Raw genomic sequence first — 16,034 nt, 5'->3', positions numbered from 1 at the left:
CTCAGTCCCTCAAGATGCCCCCGGTCTCTCCCGAGCGTCTCCGCCGCTTCCGCCGCGTCCCGAGCGCCTCAGCAGCGCCGGTGAAGGGGGTTCTAAGGATAACCGCATACCTCCGCAACCGAAAAATTCGACAAACTTGAAAAAAACCAAAAAAACGTATTTCACCTATAAATAACAGGCACTTATACAAGGCTCGCCAGCCCGCAAAATACACACGGAAGAGGAATTTGCGCCGAAACCGGGGTTTTGCACAGAGTTACCCACAGACTCCGCGCCGAGTCAGGCGGAATCGGCCGGACGGAACCGAGTCAGCAGGCTGGGAAAGGGAATCCGCAGCAACAGCAGACCGACAATCAGGGACAGATAGACCAACGGCTCGATCTGAAATCCCTTGGCGAGCATGACATAATGCAGTCCACCCAAAATTGCCGCAGGAAAGACCAGACGCTGCAGGCTGCGCCAGCGCGGCCCCAGTTTGCGCACAGACAAGTTGTTTGACGTCACCGCCAGCGGGATCATCAGGAAAAACGCCGCCATGCCGACCGTTATATAGGGACGCTTGAGAATATCCGCCCAGATCTGGCTGGGCACCTGCACGTCCAGAACCAGCCAAACCAGAAGATGCAAGCTGACATAGGCAAATGTCAGGACGCCCAGCGCCCGACGGAACTTTAGCAGGTTCAGGCTTAGGAACCTCCGCAGTGGTGATATTGCCAACACGGCGATCAATAGCTGCAGCGCCAGTTCGCCATACTGATGCTCCAGTGCCTCAATCGGATCGACACCCAAACCACCGGTCAGCCCCTGATAGAACAGCCAGGGCGCTGGAAGCGCGCCCAGCAGGTAAACCAACCAAACGGGGATGCGCCGCAATATCTGGTTCAGCGTCTGCATGGTCTTAGTAGTTTTCCGACAGATCCATACCTTCGTAGAGGCCAGCGACCTCTTCTTCGTAGCCGTTGAACATCAGCGTTGGGATGCGCTTGGCGAAAAGACCGCCACCAATCTGACGTTCCGATGCCTGAGACCAGCGCGGATGATCCACATTCGGGTTCACATTACTATAGAAGCCATATTCACGCGGGGCCGACATGTTCCAGCTGGTGGGCGGTTCGACATCCGTCAGCGTGATACGGACAATCGACTTAATAGACTTGAAGCCATACTTCCACGGCACCACCAGACGCAGCGGGGCTCCGTTCTGGTTCGGGATCGGTCGCCCATAAATACCCGTGGCCATCATGGTCAGCGGATGCATCGCCTCGTCCAGGCGCAGACCTTCCCGATAGGGCCATTCCAGGATCGGGTACTGCACCCCCGGCATCTCATCGGGGCGATAGGCGGTTTCAAAGGCCACGTATTTGGCCCCCTCCTGCACCCCGGCCATGTTCAGCAGATCAGCCAGCTCAAACCCGTTCCACGGAATAACCATCGACCAGGCTTCGACACAGCGGAACCGATAGATGCGCTCTTCGACCGTCATCTCGGACATGATGTCCTTGAAATCATACTCACCGGGTTTATCGACCAAGCCGTCGATCTTGACGCTCCAGGGTTCTGTCACCAGCGTGTGGGCATATTTCGCCGGGTCGTCCTTGCGCGTGCCGAACTCATAGAAGTTATTATATGAGGTGATTTCTTCCCAGCTGTTTGGTTCAAGGCCTTCCTGCGCCATCGCCGGACGCGCCAATCCCGCCAGTCCGACACCCGCCAATCCGGCCATCACCTGCCGCCGGCTCAAAAACGCCGCCCTTGGGGTGACGTCGGCATGTGTCAGTGTATTGGTCCAGCGATGCGCCATCTATGTCTCCTTGATAAGCTAGCCATGGGCTTCAGTTAATCCGCTGATAGCACACCACCAAGGCAACATGCGTCACGATTGGGAGAAGAGACTGTAACGATTCCCACCTGATGACGAATTCCTACGACGCAGAACTCCTTTGCGGCGTGCACAAAACTACGATCAGCGGCATCAGCCTTGATTGGCGATCAGACCCCTACCGACTTGACCCTACGTCATCCAAGTTATTGATTTTGATCAACGAAAAGACGCGCACGACAGAGTATTCTGCGCGCAAGTGGACGCGCCTCCTGGCTGCCTAAAGTTGGCGACACCCAAGGCGTCGCGAAATCCCAACGAAACTTGATCGGAAAGGACGACACATGAAACTGAAACTGGTCGCTGGACTTTCGCTGGTCCTGATCATCGCGGCATGCGGTGAAAAACAGACTTACCCCATCTCTGGCTGCGACGCGAACTCGACTTACCCTGTGACGTGCGAGGAGATTGGCGGCGAGACCCAGCTTGGCAAATCGAATCCGCAAGACCTCAACGCTTTGCCATCCGGCACATAAACAGCGCGATCGAAAGCCAGAACTGCGCCGCATCCTGGCTGATTGTTCAAGAGCCCGCCGTTTTGGCGGACTCTTTATTTGACTAGGGCCGTAACTTTAACACCGATACGTTTCCAGCGGGTGGTGCATCGGGAATTGTCACGTTGAGTTGATTGAACCGAGCCCAGTATCGGCAAAACTCCTGAGCCTCCAATCTTTACAAATGCTTCGCTCAACATGCAGGCTGCTGTCCAGGGTCCGCGACCTGACCTACGGATCCGCTGTTCACCCGATTGTCGGGACAGACTGAAGGGAGAAGACGAATGTGTGACATCTGTGTGATGAACGCGGTCAAGGACCGTATGCTATCCAGAAGAGGGTTTTTCAAAGCCGCTGCGGCCTCGGGCGTTGCAGTTGCGGCAACCGGAGCCAGCGCGCCGGTTGCCCTTGCAGCAAACGAAGGCAAGGTCGAGGATATGACCCATACGATCAGCGCTGATTTTCCGACTTACTTCGGCGAACCAGGTTACGCGTCAGAGCAGGTTTTCAATTTCGGTGAGCACGGTTTCAACCTGCAGCGTCTGACTGTAAATGAACACACCGGCACGCATATAGATGCGCCGCTGCACTTTTCGGCGGATGGAGCATCAGTCGACGAAATCCCGGTCTCTGATCTAATTGCTCCGCTTTGCGTGGTCGACATCGCCGCCCGGGCAGCCGAAGACGCCGACACTTTGTTGACCCCGGATGACCTGAAGGCGTGGATATCCGCGAACGGTGACATTCCAGATGGCGCCTGCGTGGCCTTGTATTCCGGCTGGGCCGCCAAAGCCGACAGCGACGACTACCGTGGGTTCGACGGACAGGCACAGCACTATCCCGGCTTCCACCCCGAAGCCGCAATGATGCTGATCGAAGAAACCGGCGCACGATCCATTGCGTCCGATACCTTGTCTCTGGATCACGGTATCTCGACCGATTTCGCCACGCATTATGCATGGCTTCCGACAGGCCGGTTTGGAATCGAGAACATCGCCGGGCTGGATCGCGTTCCTGCCGCAGGCGCTACACTGGTGATTGGCGCGCCGAAACATGCGGGCGGAACCGGTGGGCCGGCGCGGATTTTCGCGTTAATGTGACGTCTAGGCGTGGGGATACTGCGTACCAACTTGTCGCATCAGCGTTTGCCAGTTTCCCCACATGACAAAATTTCGCCGCAGACAGAGGGCACCTTCACGGCGGTATTAACGCGTTTATAAAAAGATGTTTTCCCAATGCTGAGATTGCTTGCCCTCACTCTATCGTTGCTGAGTGGAACTGCGTTTGCCGATGTTCAGTCCTGCAAGGGCCTTTTTGATCGTGCCCCGGACGTCCTGACCGACCTGAATCAGATCGTCGGTGGAATATGAAAAGGATCATACCGGTCTTGGTTATTCCACCACTTTTGCAGACCCCACTTCCAAGATCACCGTTTTCTTCTATGACCACGAACAAAAGAGGGTTTCACCCGAGATGGCTCTTGAAAGTTTCAAAAAGGCTGCGCGGGATATTGCTGAGCTGGCTGATCGGCGCGGGGCCAAATTAGGCGACATCAACGCCTATCAGATGCGTGATCCGTCGCAGCGGTTACCGCTTCGCGCAGAAGCTGAGTCTTCGGACGGGCTGTCCGAACTTCTGGCAGTGGGTGTTGTCGAAGACTGCATCGTCAAACTGCGGTTCACGGCACAGTTTCCAATGGAGAAAGCCCAGGTCTGGATAAAGGTCCTCACAGACTATCTGAACAACGGTTACCAGCAGCCGACATAAAGAAACCCGCCGAAAAGGCGGGTTTCCTTTTGTGTCAGATCAATGCACCACGGCATCGTCCGGGCGTGGCCGTTCGGATGTGCCCAGCCGGTCGCCGATGATCAGGCCATCGGTCCCGGCGGTGACCGGAACGGTTTCACCATCCTTGATCTCGCCAGCCAGCAGCGCCTCGGCCAGCGGGTTCTGCAAAGCGCGCTGGATAACGCGCTTGAGCGGACGTGCACCAAAGACCGGGTCATAGCCCTCGTTCGCCAGCCATTCCTTGGCACCATCGTCCAAAGCCAGCTCGATCTTGCGCGCGGCCAGACGTTTCTGCAGACGCGCCATCTGAATATCAACGATACCATCCATATCGGCCCGCTTGAGCCGGTCAAAGATGATGGTCTCGTCCAGACGGTTCAGGAATTCCGGCCGGAAATGCGCCCGGACCGCATCCATCACGTCACGTTTCGCCTGCGCGCTGTCCGCACCTTCGGGCAATTGGCTGAGCGCCTGCGACCCGAGGTTCGACGTCAGGATGATCAGCGTCTGTTTGAAGTCCACGGTACGACCCTGACCATCGGTCAAAACGCCATCGTCCAGAACCTGCAACAGCACGTTGAAGACATCCGGGTGCGCCTTTTCGACCTCGTCAAACAACACGACCTGATAAGGCCTGCGCCGCACGGCTTCGGTCAGCACACCACCTTCGTCATAACCGACATAGCCCGGAGGGGCACCGATCAGACGGGCGACCGCGTGTTTCTCCATGAACTCGGACATGTCGATGCGTACCATCGCGTTGTCGTCATCGAACAAGAAGTTCGCCACGGCCTTGGTCAACTCGGTCTTACCCACGCCGGTCGGGCCGAGGAACAGGAACGAGCCCAGCGGGCGACCTTCGTCATTCAGGCCCGCACGTGCACGGCGTACGGCATTGGCCACAGCTGTCACCGCGGCATCCTGCCCGATCACGCGGGAATGCAGATCGTCTTCCATCCGAAGCAGCTTCTCGCGCTCGCCTTCCAGCATTTTTGAGGTCGGGATACCTGTCCAGCGCTCAACGACGGAGGCGATCTGTTCCGGACGCACCGTTTCCTCGGCCATCATGGCGTTGCTTTCCGCGTTTTCGGCCTCGGTCAGCTTTTTCTCAAGCTCGGGGATGACGCCATAGGACAGCTCACCCGCTTTCGCCAGATTGCCTTCACGCTTGGCGATCTCAAGATCGGCGCGGGCCTTGTCGAGTTGTTCTTTCAGATCACGGGCGCCCGCGAGTTTATCGCGTTCGGCCTGCCATTGGGCAGTCATCTCGGCGGATTTCTCCTGAAGATCGGCCAGATCCTTTTGCAAGGTCTCCAGACGATCCTTGGAGGCTGCGTCGTCCTCAAGTTTAAGCGCTTCTTCCTCGATTTGCATCTGCAGGATCTGGCGGTCGAGTTGATCCAACTCCTCGGGCTTGGAATCCACCTCCATCCGCAGACGCGATGCCGCTTCATCGACTAGGTCGATGGCCTTGTCGGGCAGGAAGCGGTCGGTGATATAGCGATGCGACAGGGTCGCCGCCGAGACCAGCGCCGAATCCGAGATGCGCACGCCATGGTGCAGCTCGTACTTTTCCTTGATGCCGCGCAGGATGCTGATCGTGTCCTCGACCGTCGGCTCAGTGACCATCACAGGCTGGAACCGGCGCGCAAGGGCCGCGTCTTTTTCGACATACTTGCGGTACTCGTCCAGCGTGGTTGCACCGATACAATGCAACTCACCCCGGGCAAGCGCTGGCTTGATCAGGTTTGCGGCATCCATTGCGCCGTCAGATTTGCCCGCGCCGACCAGCGTGTGCATCTCGTCGATGAAAAGGATGATCTCACCGGCAGCCTCGGTGACCTCGGTCAGAACGGCCTTGAGGCGTTCTTCGAACTCACCGCGGTATTTCGCACCGGCAATCAGCGCACCCATATCGAGCGCGAGCAACTTCTTGTCCTTCAGCGATTCCGGCACGTCGCCGTTGACGATGCGCAGGGCCATACCTTCGGCAATCGCGGTTTTACCGACGCCGGGTTCCCCGATCAAAACCGGGTTGTTCTTGGTGCGACGCGACAGAACCTGCATCGAGCGGCGGATTTCCTCATCCCGTCCGATGATCGGATCGATCTTGCCCTCAGCCGCTGCCTCGGTCAGGTCGCGCGCGTATTTCTTGAGCGCGTCATAGCCTTCTTCTGCCGACGCGGTGTCGGCAGTGCGACCCTTGCGGATGTCGTTGATCGCTTCGTTCAGTTTCTGGGCGGATACGGCACCGGCTTCCAACGCCTCTTTGGCCTTGGATTTCACCATACACAGCGCCATCAGAACCCGCTCGACGGGTACAAAGCTATCGCCTGCTTTGGTGGCGATCTTCTCGGCTTCGGCAAAAACCTTTGCGGTCTGGCCGTCCATGTAGATCTGGCTCGCGTCGCCGCTCACTTTCGGAATTTTGGACAAAGCGGCATCCAGCGCTTCAACCACGCGGATAGGCGCGCCGCCGGCCCGTGTAATCAGGTTGCTTGCCAGCCCCTGATCGTCATCCATCAATGCTTTCAAAATATGTTCGGGCAGCAGTCTCTGGTGCCCCTCGCGCAGCGCAATCGTCTGCGCCGCCTGCACGAAACCCCGCGCCCGCTCGGTGAACTTGTTTAAGTCCATACTAATCTCCTTTTCCTAAGCGCCCTGAATGTGATGCGCCCGCTTGGCGGCACGCGTCGGTCTGGGCCTCACATTCCATTTGGGAAATATCTTTGTCCGTTCAAGAGGCTAAACCGCAGAATCCGGCTTAACGACGGGGCACGGAGTAGACGGTATACCCGCCTGTTTGCGCCACCTCGCGCGCGTTATACATTTCCACCAGAGATTGCGCTGCGTCGCTGCCACTCGGACAGGACACAAGGTCCGCTGCATCATCCAGAAAATTGACGGTAAACGCGGTCTCACCGGTCAGTTGGCAATCGTCATCAGTTGAACGATAGCCGCGCACCAGCCTGAGGTCATCATTTGTCGGAGATACGATGACTGTGTCCGCTGCTTCGGTCTCAAGCGGCATGTCCTGACACGCCGGCAACATCAGAACGAGGCCGAAGCCAATCCACCATTTCATTGTCCCGCCTTTCTCAAATCTTCTTATGAATGAGCGCACCCTACCACAGTCTGGTCAAAGCTGCTTGAATTCGACCAACTGCCTGTCCCGCATGGACACAACCGCCCGAAACCGTTAGGACGCAGACGTTTGCCAAAAAGGAGCTTGCCCCATGTCCGATGACCGCCTGATCGTAGCCCTCGATGTTCCGAACGCCCTGCAGGGTCTGGCCATGGCCGAGCGGCTGGGCGATGCCGTGTCATTCTACAAGATCGGACTGGGCATGCTGACCGGCGGAGGTCTGGCGCTGGCGAATGAACTAAAGCAGGACCACGGCAAGCGCATCTTTCTGGACATGAAGCTGTTTGACATCGGTAATACAGTTGAGAACGCCGTACGTGGGCTGGCACAATTCGATCTGGATTTCCTCACCGTCCACGGTGATCCGCATGTGGTGCGCGCCGCGAAAGAGGGCGCCGCGGGCAAGGACCTCAAGATTCTGGCGGTGACCATCCTGACTTCGCTGAACCGCGATGATCTGGATGCCAGCCTCCTGAAAGAGGGCGACGTGCAGGATCTGGTTGTCGAACGTGCCGCAAAGGCGCTTGAGGCCGGAGCCGATGGCGTGATCGCAAGCCCGCAAGAGGCCGCCCTGATCCGCGCCCTGCCCCAAGCCGAAGGTCGCCTGATCGTCACCCCCGGTGTACGGCCTGCAGGGGCTGAGCTGGGCGATCAGAAACGGATTGCGACGCCCGCGAACGCCATTGCAGACGGAGTAGACCATATCGTTGTGGGTCGTCCGATCTACCGGGCAGAGGACCCTCGGTCAGCCGCCGAAGCGATCCTTGCTGAAATGGCGTCGCCACAGGCCATTGCACCGAATAGAGGTTAGAAATCGAATCCATCAGGGGTCAAATTTCTCTTTTGTTTGTGCCGGATGTGATGATCCGGAATGCTGATTTCTGACTGTTTTGGTGCGCCAAATGATTGACCCTACGTCACTTTTTACACAATCCGCGCCAAATCGTCTCTGTGCCCCAAAACACACATGAAAAATGCGAGTTTTGACTGTGTGATCTCGGTCCTATCTAAATCTCGGAATTTGAGCGATTCTAGGGGCGTGATACTCCCCGCGGACCATATCTTCCTGAGGTCCGTCACCTCCCCCCGCCAATCGCGGGGGGTCTTCTTCCGAAAACAAAGTTTGCCTCAAAGTAGCCCTGTTGCGGCCATGTAGTGGCGTAAGCGGATCGCGAAATTGGGAACTGCCAATGTGTTTTCCAGGTACAATTCTGGCGACATCAGTGACCACCCCTGGCCTTCATCACCGAATCTGATCAGGTTGACATCGCTGGGCGGACGGAGCGCTGCGAAGAACCAGTTTTCACCATATTGACGCGACCAGACAAAATCCTTTGCGGTAAGGTGCAGGCCGACCTCTTCAATCGTTTCGCGCGTGACGCATTGCAGTGGCGTCTCTGCCCCTTCCCGCCCGCCTCCGGGAAAATCAAAATGACCCGGAAAAGGGATCTCCTTGTTATCGTCCCGTTGAATCACCAGCAGGTCCGATCCAAGAAACAGTGCAACCTTTGCTCCGGTGAAATGCATGAACGGCTTTTTCTTTGTTGCCTGACCGGATAAATTTTAGCCAACACCACACGCAAACCAAAGCGCATAAATCTGAGATGTGAACGTAATGCCCGCTTTATGCCGCGACTGCTTTTCGACAATGCAACAGGAGGCGCGCTGCCCCTCCTGCGGAAGCCCGCGCATCAAGGCGCACCCCGAGCTTTTTGACCTGTCCATTGCGCATATGGATTGCGATGCGTTTTATGCCTCGGTCGAAAAGCGCGACAATCCGGAACTGGCCGACAAACCGGTGATTATCGGCGGCGGCAAACGCGGTGTCGTGTCCACGGCTTGCTATGTGGCGCGGATTCGCGGGGTTCGTTCAGCCATGCCGATGTTCAAGGCGCTGCAGCTTTGCCCGGATGCCGTTGTCATCAAGCCACGCATGTCGGTCTATGCCGAGGTGTCCCGCCAGATCAGGACGATGATGGACGAACTGACCCCTGTGATCGAGCCGCTGTCACTGGACGAAGCCTTCATGGACCTGTCAGGCACGCAGCGCCTGCATGGCGCGCCACCCGCAGTGATGTTGGCGCGGTTGGTGAAACGGATGAAGGATGAACTGGGCGTAACCGGCTCGATCGGGCTTTCGCACAATAAGTTTCTGGCAAAGGTGGCCTCGGATCTGGACAAGCCGCGTGGATTTTCGGTGATCGGCAAGGCGGAAACGGCCGACTTCCTGCACAACAAGCCCGTGCGCCTGATTTGGGGCATTGGTCCGGCCGCGCAGGAGTCGCTGGATCGCGCCGGTATCCGAACCTTCTCGGACCTGCTGCGCTGGGACCAGGAGGCGCTGACCGCGCGGTTCGGGTCAATGGGCTATCGACTTTGGCATCTGGCACGCGGCCAGGACAAACGACGCGTGTCCTCGCATGAGCCGATGAAATCCATCAGCAACGAGACCACGTTTTTCGAGGATACGGCCAGTCTGGACATCCTGGACGGGCATCTGTGGCGCATGTCTGAGAAGGTCGCAGACCGGGCCAAAGCCAAAGGGCTGGCCGGGCGGGTTGTGACGCTGAAGCTGAAACAGGCGAACCACAAGATCATAACCCGGCGCGTATCGCTGCGGGATGCCACGCAGATCGCGGACCGCATTTATCGCACCGCGCGCGGATTGTTCGATCAGGTCGGGGACAAAGGGCCTTATCGTCTGCTTGGGTGCGGGATATCCGATCTGTGCCCCGAGGATCAGGCCGATATCTCGGGCGACCTTCTGGACCCCGGCGCCGCCCGGCGATCTCAGGCGGAACGCGCCACGGATGAGATCAGACGCCGGTTCGGAACGGATGCGATCGTAAAGGGACGGGCCCTGCGCTGAATTTATTCGGCCGCCAGTTGCAAAGGTTCGCCGCCGATGCCGGAAATCTCCATGATCACCTGGCGCAACGTCTCACGGAACGCTTCGAAGTTATCGCTGGGCTCAATCTTGCCTTCGTCCATATAGAGCGAGCGGTCGATCTCGATCTGGATGGCATGCTGATTGCGTCCGGGCCGTCCATAGGTCTGCGTCACGTATGCCCCGGCAAATGGCGCATTTCGCGCGACGACCAGACCGGCCGACGCAAAGGCCGACTCAATCCGGTCCACGATCCCGGCAGATGCCGAGGCCCCGAACCTGTCGCCCAATACAATCTGCGGTCGCTGAGACTTGGCGGTGCTGGCCATAGCAACGGCCTCATGCGGCATCGAGTGGCAGTCGATCAAAATGGCCTGACCAAAGGTATCGAGCGATTCGGCCAGCAACGATTTTAGACGCGCGTGATAGGGCCGCCAGCACGTGTCGATGCGCAAGCGCGCCTCGTCCATGGTCAGCTTTCCGCGATAGATCGCGCGGCCGTTGGCGACGACCCGGGGAATCACGCCTAGCCCCGACGCGACACGGGGATTGTGCCCGTGTCGGCGTGCACCCTGAATCAGTGCCGGATCCAGTTCCTCCGCACTGCGGTTCAAGTCCAGATAGGCGCGTGGCTTGGTCGCTGAAATGAGGGGGGCACCATGGTCAACGGCCGAAGAAAACAGCTGATCCACAAATGCATCTTCCGACGACCGAATCACATTTTGGCTCAGAACCGTGCGGTTTAGCATTGTGTCGGGGTAGTTTCGGCCGCTGTGAGGAGAAGAAAACACCACGCAAGACGTGCGTTTGACCGGCATATCCAATACGTAGGCAGCGTTCTTCATGGCGACTCCTTGTTCGCTTTGAACATAGACCGGAAAATAGTTCTACCAAACCCCTTGAACCCCTTTGCGACTCCTTTTATAGACCCCGCTACCGGCGCGGGGTTCCGCGCCCCATTTCGTTATGGGGCTGGGCACGCAAAGGTAAAGTGGGCGGTTAGCTCAGCGGTAGAGCACTTCGTTGACATCGAAGGGGTCACAAGTTCGATCCTTGTACCGCCCACCATCTATTCACTGTTTCGGGTCTGACCCGGGGCACCCGCAAACCCAGGCGCTGGCCACGTCCTTGATGAAGGCGCCGCAGATTGGAGACAGACCATGAAGGTCAAGAACTCGCTCCGCTCGCTCAAGAACCGGCACCGTGATTGCCGTGTTGTGCGTCGCAAAGGCCGCGTCTACGTGATCAACAAGACGCAGCGCAAGTTCAAAGCTCGCCAGGGCTAAGAACTGCAGATACTGTTTTAAAGAACCGCGCTTTTCAGCGCGGTTTTTTTATTGGGTTGATTGATGTGCGCTATAGGGATCGGGTCACCAGCCGCAGCGCCGCATCTGGTGACCTCTGCGTGATTTCTGCTTCAGTGCCGATGCAGATGATCTGGCTCGTTATCCGGATCAAGAACGGGATCGAGGACAAGCACCAACCGTGTCTCGCCGCTTCCTTCGATCGGCGGCGAACGATGCAAGAGCCCCGATTTTGGCGCTTCGGGCCAGAGCGTCCCGCGCAGCAGGATTGGCGCTCCTGTCGGGACAGTGAAAACTCGGTTTGGCTCGGCCCCGTCGGTCGAAATACCATATTGCGTACCCGTGCCCCGATACGTGCAGACGAGGCGCGATGTAACCGCGTCGATGTGAAACCTTCGGCAGGCGTTTGTTGCAATGACATCCAGACGCAGCCGCAGCCATTTCGACTGCATCAGACCGGCAAAAAGGTCCGAAAGCGCGGCGATGTCATCCACAAGGCGATCTCGTTCTTCGCCATCAGGCGTTCCTGATGTTTCGCACAGTTCAGCAACCACGTCGCGCGCCGCGTCCGGCCTCAGAATCAACCGCCCTTTGGGCAACTGCGCGGGATCAAGCGCGTCTATCCAAGACTGAAAACTCGGCAATGGATCCCGGCGCCAAATCGTGGCGGCGCAACCCGGGTGATGAATTGCTGACAGGTCTTCCGGTGTTTCCGCGACGCCGACACCTATTGCCGCGTCTTTGACGACTTCTCGAACCACACTCATGCCGCGGCCTCAGCCCGGCGCCAGATCGGGAACGGGTCGGGCAGGTCCGGAAGATCTTCGGGCCGGTCAGCAACGTCAGCAGGCAACAAGGCGGCATCAAGCCGGGCTTTCAGCGCAGGCCAGTCAATACCGCTGCCGATGAAGACGATTTCCTGACGGCGATCACCCCAAGGTTCTTGCCAATGGGCTTGCATATAAGCCCGCGCGCTTTCGTGATCGGGCCGACGCTCTTCAGGCACCGTAGCCCACCAGGTGCCCAGCGGCTGGACCGAGGACAGCGCCCCTGCGAGCGAAAATTCAGCGACCCAATCCGGACGAGTTGCGATCCAGAAATGCCCTTTGGCGCGGATAACGCCCGGCAGATCGCCATTCAAAATCTTCAGAATCTGCGCTGGCACAAAGGGTTGCCGCGCCCGATAGACATAGCTGGTAACGCCGTATTCTTCGGTCTCGGGCACATGATCCGCAAACCCATAGAGTTCTTTGGCCCACATCGGATGTTCATGCGCTTTTTCGAAATCGAAAAGACCCGTGTCCAGGATTTCATCGGCAGCCACATCTGAATGGTTCGTCTCAATGATGCGCGCATCGGCGTTCAGGCTTCGAATGATCTTGCGGGCGGCGTCCACACGTTCTGGCCCGGCATCCGCAATCTTGTTGAGGATCACAACATCGGCAAATTCGATCTGATCGGTCAGCAGATGAACCAACGTGCGTTCATCTTCCTCACCCAGCGTTTCGCCGCGGTCGCTCAGGAAATCGTGGCTGGAATAGTCTTCCAGCAGGTTCACGGCATCAACGACCGTCACCATCGTATCCAGGCGCGAGACATCCGACAGGCTGTCACCATACTCGTCGCGGAAATCGAAAGTCGCTGCTACGGGCAAAGGTTCGGAAATCCCCGTCGATTCAATCAGCAGGTAGTCAAAGCGACCCTCACCTGCAAGCCTGCGAACTTCGTCCAACAGGTCGTCGCGAAGGGTGCAGCAGATGCACCCGTTCGACATCTCCACAAGGGTCTCATCGGTGCGGGACAACTCTGTGTCGGCCCTAACAAGATCGGCATCGATGTTCACTTCGGACATGTCGTTGACAATCACCGCGACCCGGCGACCTTCACGATTGTTTAAAACGCGGTTCAACAGTGTCGTCTTTCCTGCGCCAAGAAAGCCGGAAAGGACGGTGACGGGAAGGCGAGTGTCGGTCATAGATGTCTACCTGCTTGGGTGGGTTGGTCTATTTGGTGCATTGGGTCGAAATAGTGGATTCGGCACCGTGAGCGACACAATCGTTATGTTATTACGTTTTGTTAGACAAGTGCTCTTTAGAAAGACGGCATGCACCCGGCAGCGACCATTTGCCCAAGTATTTTTGTCAGATTTACTTGCATCCCAGCCGGAATCGTCTAATTGACCATTTCAGTCGGATTACGACCCGCCACAACTTTCAATGTTGGGAAATGAAATGCTGAAATCTTCCACCTGCGTTACCGCCGCTTTGACGGCCCTGATTGCCTCCTCCGCTATCGCCGAGGGAGAGCTGAACCTGTATTCCTCGCGCCATTACGACACGGACGAAAAGCTGTACAGTGACTTCGAAGAGGCCACCGGCATCACCATCAACCGCATTGAGGGCAAGGCCGACGAGTTGATCGCACGGATGGAAGCGGAAGGGGCGAACTCGCCTGCCGACATCCTGTTGACTGTCGACACCTCGCGGCTGGCACGTGCCAAGAACGCAGGCATTCTGCAGTCGATCGACAGCGCTGTTCTGGAAGAGCGTATCCCGGCCAACCTTCAGGATACCGACAACGAATGGTTCGGCTTTTCCCAGCGCGGTCGTATCATTTTCTACGACAAGGAAAACGTCGCCAACCCGCCAGCCACCTACGCCGATCTGGCGAAGCCGGAATACAAGGGTCAGATCTGTATCCGGTCGTCCAGCAACACCTACAATCAGACTCTGCTGGCATCGATCATCACCCATGAAGGTCCCGGGGCCGCCAAAGCATGGGCCGAAGGTATCGTCGCCAACATGGCTCGTGAGCCGCAAGGCGGTGACACAGATCAGCTGCGCGGGATCGTGTCGGGTGAATGCGATATCGCGGTGTCAAACACCTATTACTTTGCCCGCGCGATCCGCAAAGACGTAAAGGGCGTGTCTGCTGAAATCGATGCAATCGGCTGGGTCTTCCCGAACCAGGACGGCACCGGCGCACATATGAATCTGTCCGGCGCGGGCGTGGCCGCAAATGCTCCGAACAAGGAAAACGCCATTCTCTTCCTCGAGTATCTGGCTAGCGATTCCGCACAGCAGTACTTCTCGGCCGGGAACGATGAATTCCCCGCCGTCGAGAGTGTTGAACTGGTGGACTCGGTCAAATCTCTGGGCGAATTCAAGGCAGACGACGTGAACCTTTCCGAAGTCGCAAAGAACCTTCCGGAAGCTCAGAAGATCTTCAACGAAGTCGGTTGGAAATAAGTCACAGGCAAGAACCGAGCAGTGTGAGGGGCGCAGAATTTCTGCGCCCTTTCCATTTCTTGCCAGTCACTTCAGCGCACCTTCAGCAATACGCCAGTTTACGCCCACTTCAAAACCGAACGCCAAATCCAACAGAAAACCCCGAGAACTGATCAGCAATCACACCATTAAGCATGATACGTCCCGCCTGAACGGCAGGAAGCCCGATTCTCGTAGTGTCGACCTCAATACCAACACCGGCCGTCGCCAGCCAATTGGTATCCAGGACCATCGCGCTGTCGCCGTGGTAAAGCACAACGCCGGCGTCCAAAACCAGCTTTGACGGACCACCAAGAAGCCTGACATTCTCAAGCGGATAGCGATAGCGTGAAAACAACGTCGTTTGGTTGGAATTGGCCTTGGCTCCGTCCGCTTGCGGTTCGTTTATTGGCTGGAACTCCAAGAAAGACTGCCGCACTCGAAACTCGGCCTCCCACGGCCCGAATTGCGCCTCGCGAAAGAGGCTCAAAGACGCCCCGACACCGTATGCGTTGAGGTTACCATCAACCACATCGCCCCCTCCCGAGCTGGAGGGAAACAACGGGAAATTCGAAAAAACAGCGTCTGTCGTGACATGGCCCAGCGACAGGTGCGCTATGGGGCGGAAATACCAATCGTTTGCAAGTGGAAACTCCCATCCGAGGCCAAATGTAGCGGCCAAACTCGACCATTTCACATCGACTTCGGAATCGGATGCGAACTCGGGAAAAATGAGCGTCGGATTGTAACTCTGGTATGCAACCAGACCTTCTACATACATGCCATTGTCCAACGGCTTGAACCCGCCACGCAGCTGGGTCGAACGCAGGCTTCTTGCGTCACCTGATGCGCTGAGAAAGGCAAGCGATGACAGGGTCTCGTTTGGGGTGGCCGCAATGCTCAACACCGCCAGCGCCGCTCTGGCCGCTGCTTCAGAGGCGTCTGGATCGAGGTTCTCAGCTTCTGAATGCGGGGCGAAACTCCAGATCAGAAACGATGTGTACGCAACAATTCTTTTCAATACGTGTGTTCGCCTGTCGACAGTGTTCGGCTGTGGCACTCAGCCGATTGGGAACCCCAAGGTGTTCTGAGGCGATGGTACCCCAGTCTCTCCGTCCGAAAAAACCAAAACAGAAAAGTCGCGGCCATGAATTCTGAAGGCGGGCATTTTGGAAACACCTGTGGGCGGCGAGTTACCTTGCATCTCTGCCTCGCAACTATCATCCGCCAACCGGAAAGTGATTTGGCAAACGGCACTTGATTGGGTTCAA

Annotated in this window: 16 protein-coding genes and 1 tRNA gene; 8 read left to right on the top strand and 9 right to left on the bottom strand. The window is 57.4% G+C overall.

Annotated features, from left to right (window positions below):
* Positions 1-279: 279 nt before the first annotated feature.
* Entirely contained in the window at positions 280-894 is a 615-nt protein-coding gene (gene msrQ, locus MHN28_RS22915; protein ID WP_239345165.1) for a protein-methionine-sulfoxide reductase heme-binding subunit MsrQ, read from the bottom strand.
* A gap of 4 nt (positions 895-898) precedes the next feature.
* Complete coding sequence (gene msrP / locus MHN28_RS22910) at positions 899-1,801, bottom strand: protein-methionine-sulfoxide reductase catalytic subunit MsrP (protein ID WP_239345164.1); 903 nt, start codon at positions 1,799-1,801, stop codon at positions 899-901.
* A gap of 362 nt (positions 1,802-2,163) precedes the next feature.
* Here msrP and MHN28_RS22905 point away from each other — a divergent pair, with 362 nt between their 5' ends.
* From MHN28_RS22905 to MHN28_RS22895, 3 genes are all read left to right on the top strand, one after another.
* A complete protein-coding gene (locus MHN28_RS22905; RefSeq protein WP_239345162.1) occupies positions 2,164-2,355 on the top strand; it encodes a hypothetical protein in 192 nt (63 codons plus the stop codon).
* 302 nt (positions 2,356-2,657) lie between these two features.
* Complete coding sequence (locus tag MHN28_RS22900) at positions 2,658-3,473, top strand: cyclase family protein (protein ID WP_239345161.1); 816 nt, start codon at positions 2,658-2,660, stop codon at positions 3,471-3,473.
* Positions 3,474-3,732: 259 nt separating this feature from the next.
* A complete protein-coding gene (locus MHN28_RS22895; RefSeq protein WP_239345160.1) occupies positions 3,733-4,140 on the top strand; it encodes a hypothetical protein in 408 nt (135 codons plus the stop codon).
* A gap of 39 nt (positions 4,141-4,179) precedes the next feature.
* Here the strand turns inward: MHN28_RS22895 and clpB are convergent, their stop codons facing one another.
* Entirely contained in the window at positions 4,180-6,798 is a 2,619-nt protein-coding gene (gene clpB / locus MHN28_RS22890; RefSeq protein ID WP_239345158.1) for an ATP-dependent chaperone ClpB, read from the bottom strand.
* 127 nt (positions 6,799-6,925) lie between these two features.
* Positions 6,926-7,246, bottom strand: a complete 321-nt coding sequence (locus MHN28_RS22885; RefSeq protein WP_239345157.1) for a hypothetical protein — start codon at positions 7,244-7,246, stop codon at positions 6,926-6,928.
* Positions 7,247-7,397: 151 nt separating this feature from the next.
* Here MHN28_RS22885 and pyrF point away from each other — a divergent pair, with 151 nt between their 5' ends.
* Positions 7,398-8,117 carry an orotidine-5'-phosphate decarboxylase gene (gene pyrF, locus MHN28_RS22880; RefSeq protein ID WP_239345155.1) on the top strand — a complete coding sequence of 240 codons (720 nt, stop codon included), beginning with the start codon at positions 7,398-7,400 and terminating at the stop codon, positions 8,115-8,117.
* A 317-nt stretch (positions 8,118-8,434) separates the two neighbouring features.
* Here pyrF and MHN28_RS22875 read toward each other — a convergent pair whose 3' ends face one another.
* Complete coding sequence (locus tag MHN28_RS22875; RefSeq protein WP_239345154.1) at positions 8,435-8,833, bottom strand: NUDIX domain-containing protein; 399 nt, start codon at positions 8,831-8,833, stop codon at positions 8,435-8,437.
* Between the two features lie 88 nt (positions 8,834-8,921).
* On the opposite strand from MHN28_RS22875, the gene MHN28_RS22870 reads away from it, so the two are divergent.
* Positions 8,922-10,175, top strand: coding sequence for a DNA polymerase IV (locus MHN28_RS22870; RefSeq protein WP_239345152.1), 1,254 nt, complete (start codon positions 8,922-8,924; stop codon positions 10,173-10,175).
* A gap of 2 nt (positions 10,176-10,177) precedes the next feature.
* Here MHN28_RS22870 and MHN28_RS22865 read toward each other — a convergent pair whose 3' ends face one another.
* On the bottom strand, positions 10,178-11,038 hold the full coding sequence (locus tag MHN28_RS22865) for an N-formylglutamate amidohydrolase (RefSeq protein WP_239345151.1): 861 nt from the start codon (positions 11,036-11,038) through the stop codon (positions 10,178-10,180).
* Between the two features lie 148 nt (positions 11,039-11,186).
* On the opposite strand from MHN28_RS22865, the gene MHN28_RS22860 reads away from it, so the two are divergent.
* Both MHN28_RS22860 and ykgO read left to right on the top strand, forming a co-directional pair.
* A tRNA-Val gene (locus MHN28_RS22860) sits at positions 11,187-11,261 on the top strand.
* Positions 11,262-11,353: 92 nt separating this feature from the next.
* Complete coding sequence (gene ykgO / locus MHN28_RS22855) at positions 11,354-11,479, top strand: type B 50S ribosomal protein L36 (protein WP_005648635.1); 126 nt, start codon at positions 11,354-11,356, stop codon at positions 11,477-11,479.
* 131 nt (positions 11,480-11,610) lie between these two features.
* On the opposite strand, the gene MHN28_RS22850 is transcribed toward ykgO, so the two are convergent.
* Both MHN28_RS22850 and MHN28_RS22845 read right to left on the bottom strand, forming a co-directional pair.
* Positions 11,611-12,264, bottom strand: coding sequence for a DUF1826 domain-containing protein (locus MHN28_RS22850; protein ID WP_239345149.1), 654 nt, complete (start codon positions 12,262-12,264; stop codon positions 11,611-11,613).
* Positions 12,261-13,472, bottom strand: a complete 1,212-nt coding sequence (locus MHN28_RS22845) for a GTP-binding protein (RefSeq protein WP_239345147.1) — start codon at positions 13,470-13,472, stop codon at positions 12,261-12,263. The genes MHN28_RS22850 and MHN28_RS22845 overlap by 4 nt, the downstream gene beginning before the upstream one ends.
* A gap of 256 nt (positions 13,473-13,728) precedes the next feature.
* Here MHN28_RS22845 and MHN28_RS22840 point away from each other — a divergent pair, with 256 nt between their 5' ends.
* On the top strand, positions 13,729-14,745 hold the full coding sequence (locus MHN28_RS22840) for a Fe(3+) ABC transporter substrate-binding protein (RefSeq protein WP_239345145.1): 1,017 nt from the start codon (positions 13,729-13,731) through the stop codon (positions 14,743-14,745).
* Positions 14,746-14,854: 109 nt separating this feature from the next.
* On the opposite strand, the gene MHN28_RS22835 is transcribed toward MHN28_RS22840, so the two are convergent.
* The gene (locus MHN28_RS22835) at positions 14,855-15,784 is read right to left on the bottom strand and encodes an autotransporter domain-containing protein (RefSeq protein WP_239345143.1); all 930 of its coding nucleotides are present in this window, start codon (positions 15,782-15,784) and stop codon (positions 14,855-14,857) included.
* Between the last annotated feature and the right edge of the window lie 250 nt (positions 15,785-16,034).

The organism is Ruegeria sp. Ofav3-42 (genome assembly GCF_022347725.1).
Taxonomy (GTDB): Bacteria; Pseudomonadota; Alphaproteobacteria; order Rhodobacterales; family Rhodobacteraceae; genus Ruegeria.
This window is presented reverse-complemented; position numbering and strand designations above follow the sequence as displayed.

What these genes read in the sequence shown, in the direction of transcription:
- MHN28_RS22850 (WP_239345149.1), bottom strand. Translation starts at nt 12,264, where the DNA reads ATGAGTGTGGTTCGAGAAGTCGTCAAAGACGCGGCAATAGGTGTCGGC.
- msrQ (WP_239345165.1), bottom strand. Translation starts at nt 894, where the DNA reads ATGCAGACGCTGAACCAGATATTGCGGCGCATCCCCGTTTGGTTGGTT.
- MHN28_RS22865 (WP_239345151.1), bottom strand. Translation starts at nt 11,038, where the DNA reads ATGAAGAACGCTGCCTACGTATTGGATATGCCGGTCAAACGCACGTCT.
- MHN28_RS22870 (WP_239345152.1), top strand. Translation starts at nt 8,922, where the DNA reads ATGCCCGCTTTATGCCGCGACTGCTTTTCGACAATGCAACAGGAGGCG.
- ykgO (WP_005648635.1), top strand. Translation starts at nt 11,354, where the DNA reads ATGAAGGTCAAGAACTCGCTCCGCTCGCTCAAGAACCGGCACCGTGAT.
- msrP (WP_239345164.1), bottom strand. Translation starts at nt 1,801, where the DNA reads ATGGCGCATCGCTGGACCAATACACTGACACATGCCGACGTCACCCCA.
- MHN28_RS22905 (WP_239345162.1), top strand. Translation starts at nt 2,164, where the DNA reads ATGAAACTGAAACTGGTCGCTGGACTTTCGCTGGTCCTGATCATCGCG.
- MHN28_RS22900 (WP_239345161.1), top strand. Translation starts at nt 2,658, where the DNA reads ATGTGTGACATCTGTGTGATGAACGCGGTCAAGGACCGTATGCTATCC.
- clpB (WP_239345158.1), bottom strand. Translation starts at nt 6,798, where the DNA reads ATGGACTTAAACAAGTTCACCGAGCGGGCGCGGGGTTTCGTGCAGGCG.
- MHN28_RS22885 (WP_239345157.1), bottom strand. Translation starts at nt 7,246, where the DNA reads ATGAAATGGTGGATTGGCTTCGGCCTCGTTCTGATGTTGCCGGCGTGT.
- MHN28_RS22840 (WP_239345145.1), top strand. Translation starts at nt 13,729, where the DNA reads ATGCTGAAATCTTCCACCTGCGTTACCGCCGCTTTGACGGCCCTGATT.
- MHN28_RS22845 (WP_239345147.1), bottom strand. Translation starts at nt 13,472, where the DNA reads ATGACCGACACTCGCCTTCCCGTCACCGTCCTTTCCGGCTTTCTTGGC.
- MHN28_RS22875 (WP_239345154.1), bottom strand. Translation starts at nt 8,833, where the DNA reads ATGCATTTCACCGGAGCAAAGGTTGCACTGTTTCTTGGATCGGACCTG.
- pyrF (WP_239345155.1), top strand. Translation starts at nt 7,398, where the DNA reads ATGTCCGATGACCGCCTGATCGTAGCCCTCGATGTTCCGAACGCCCTG.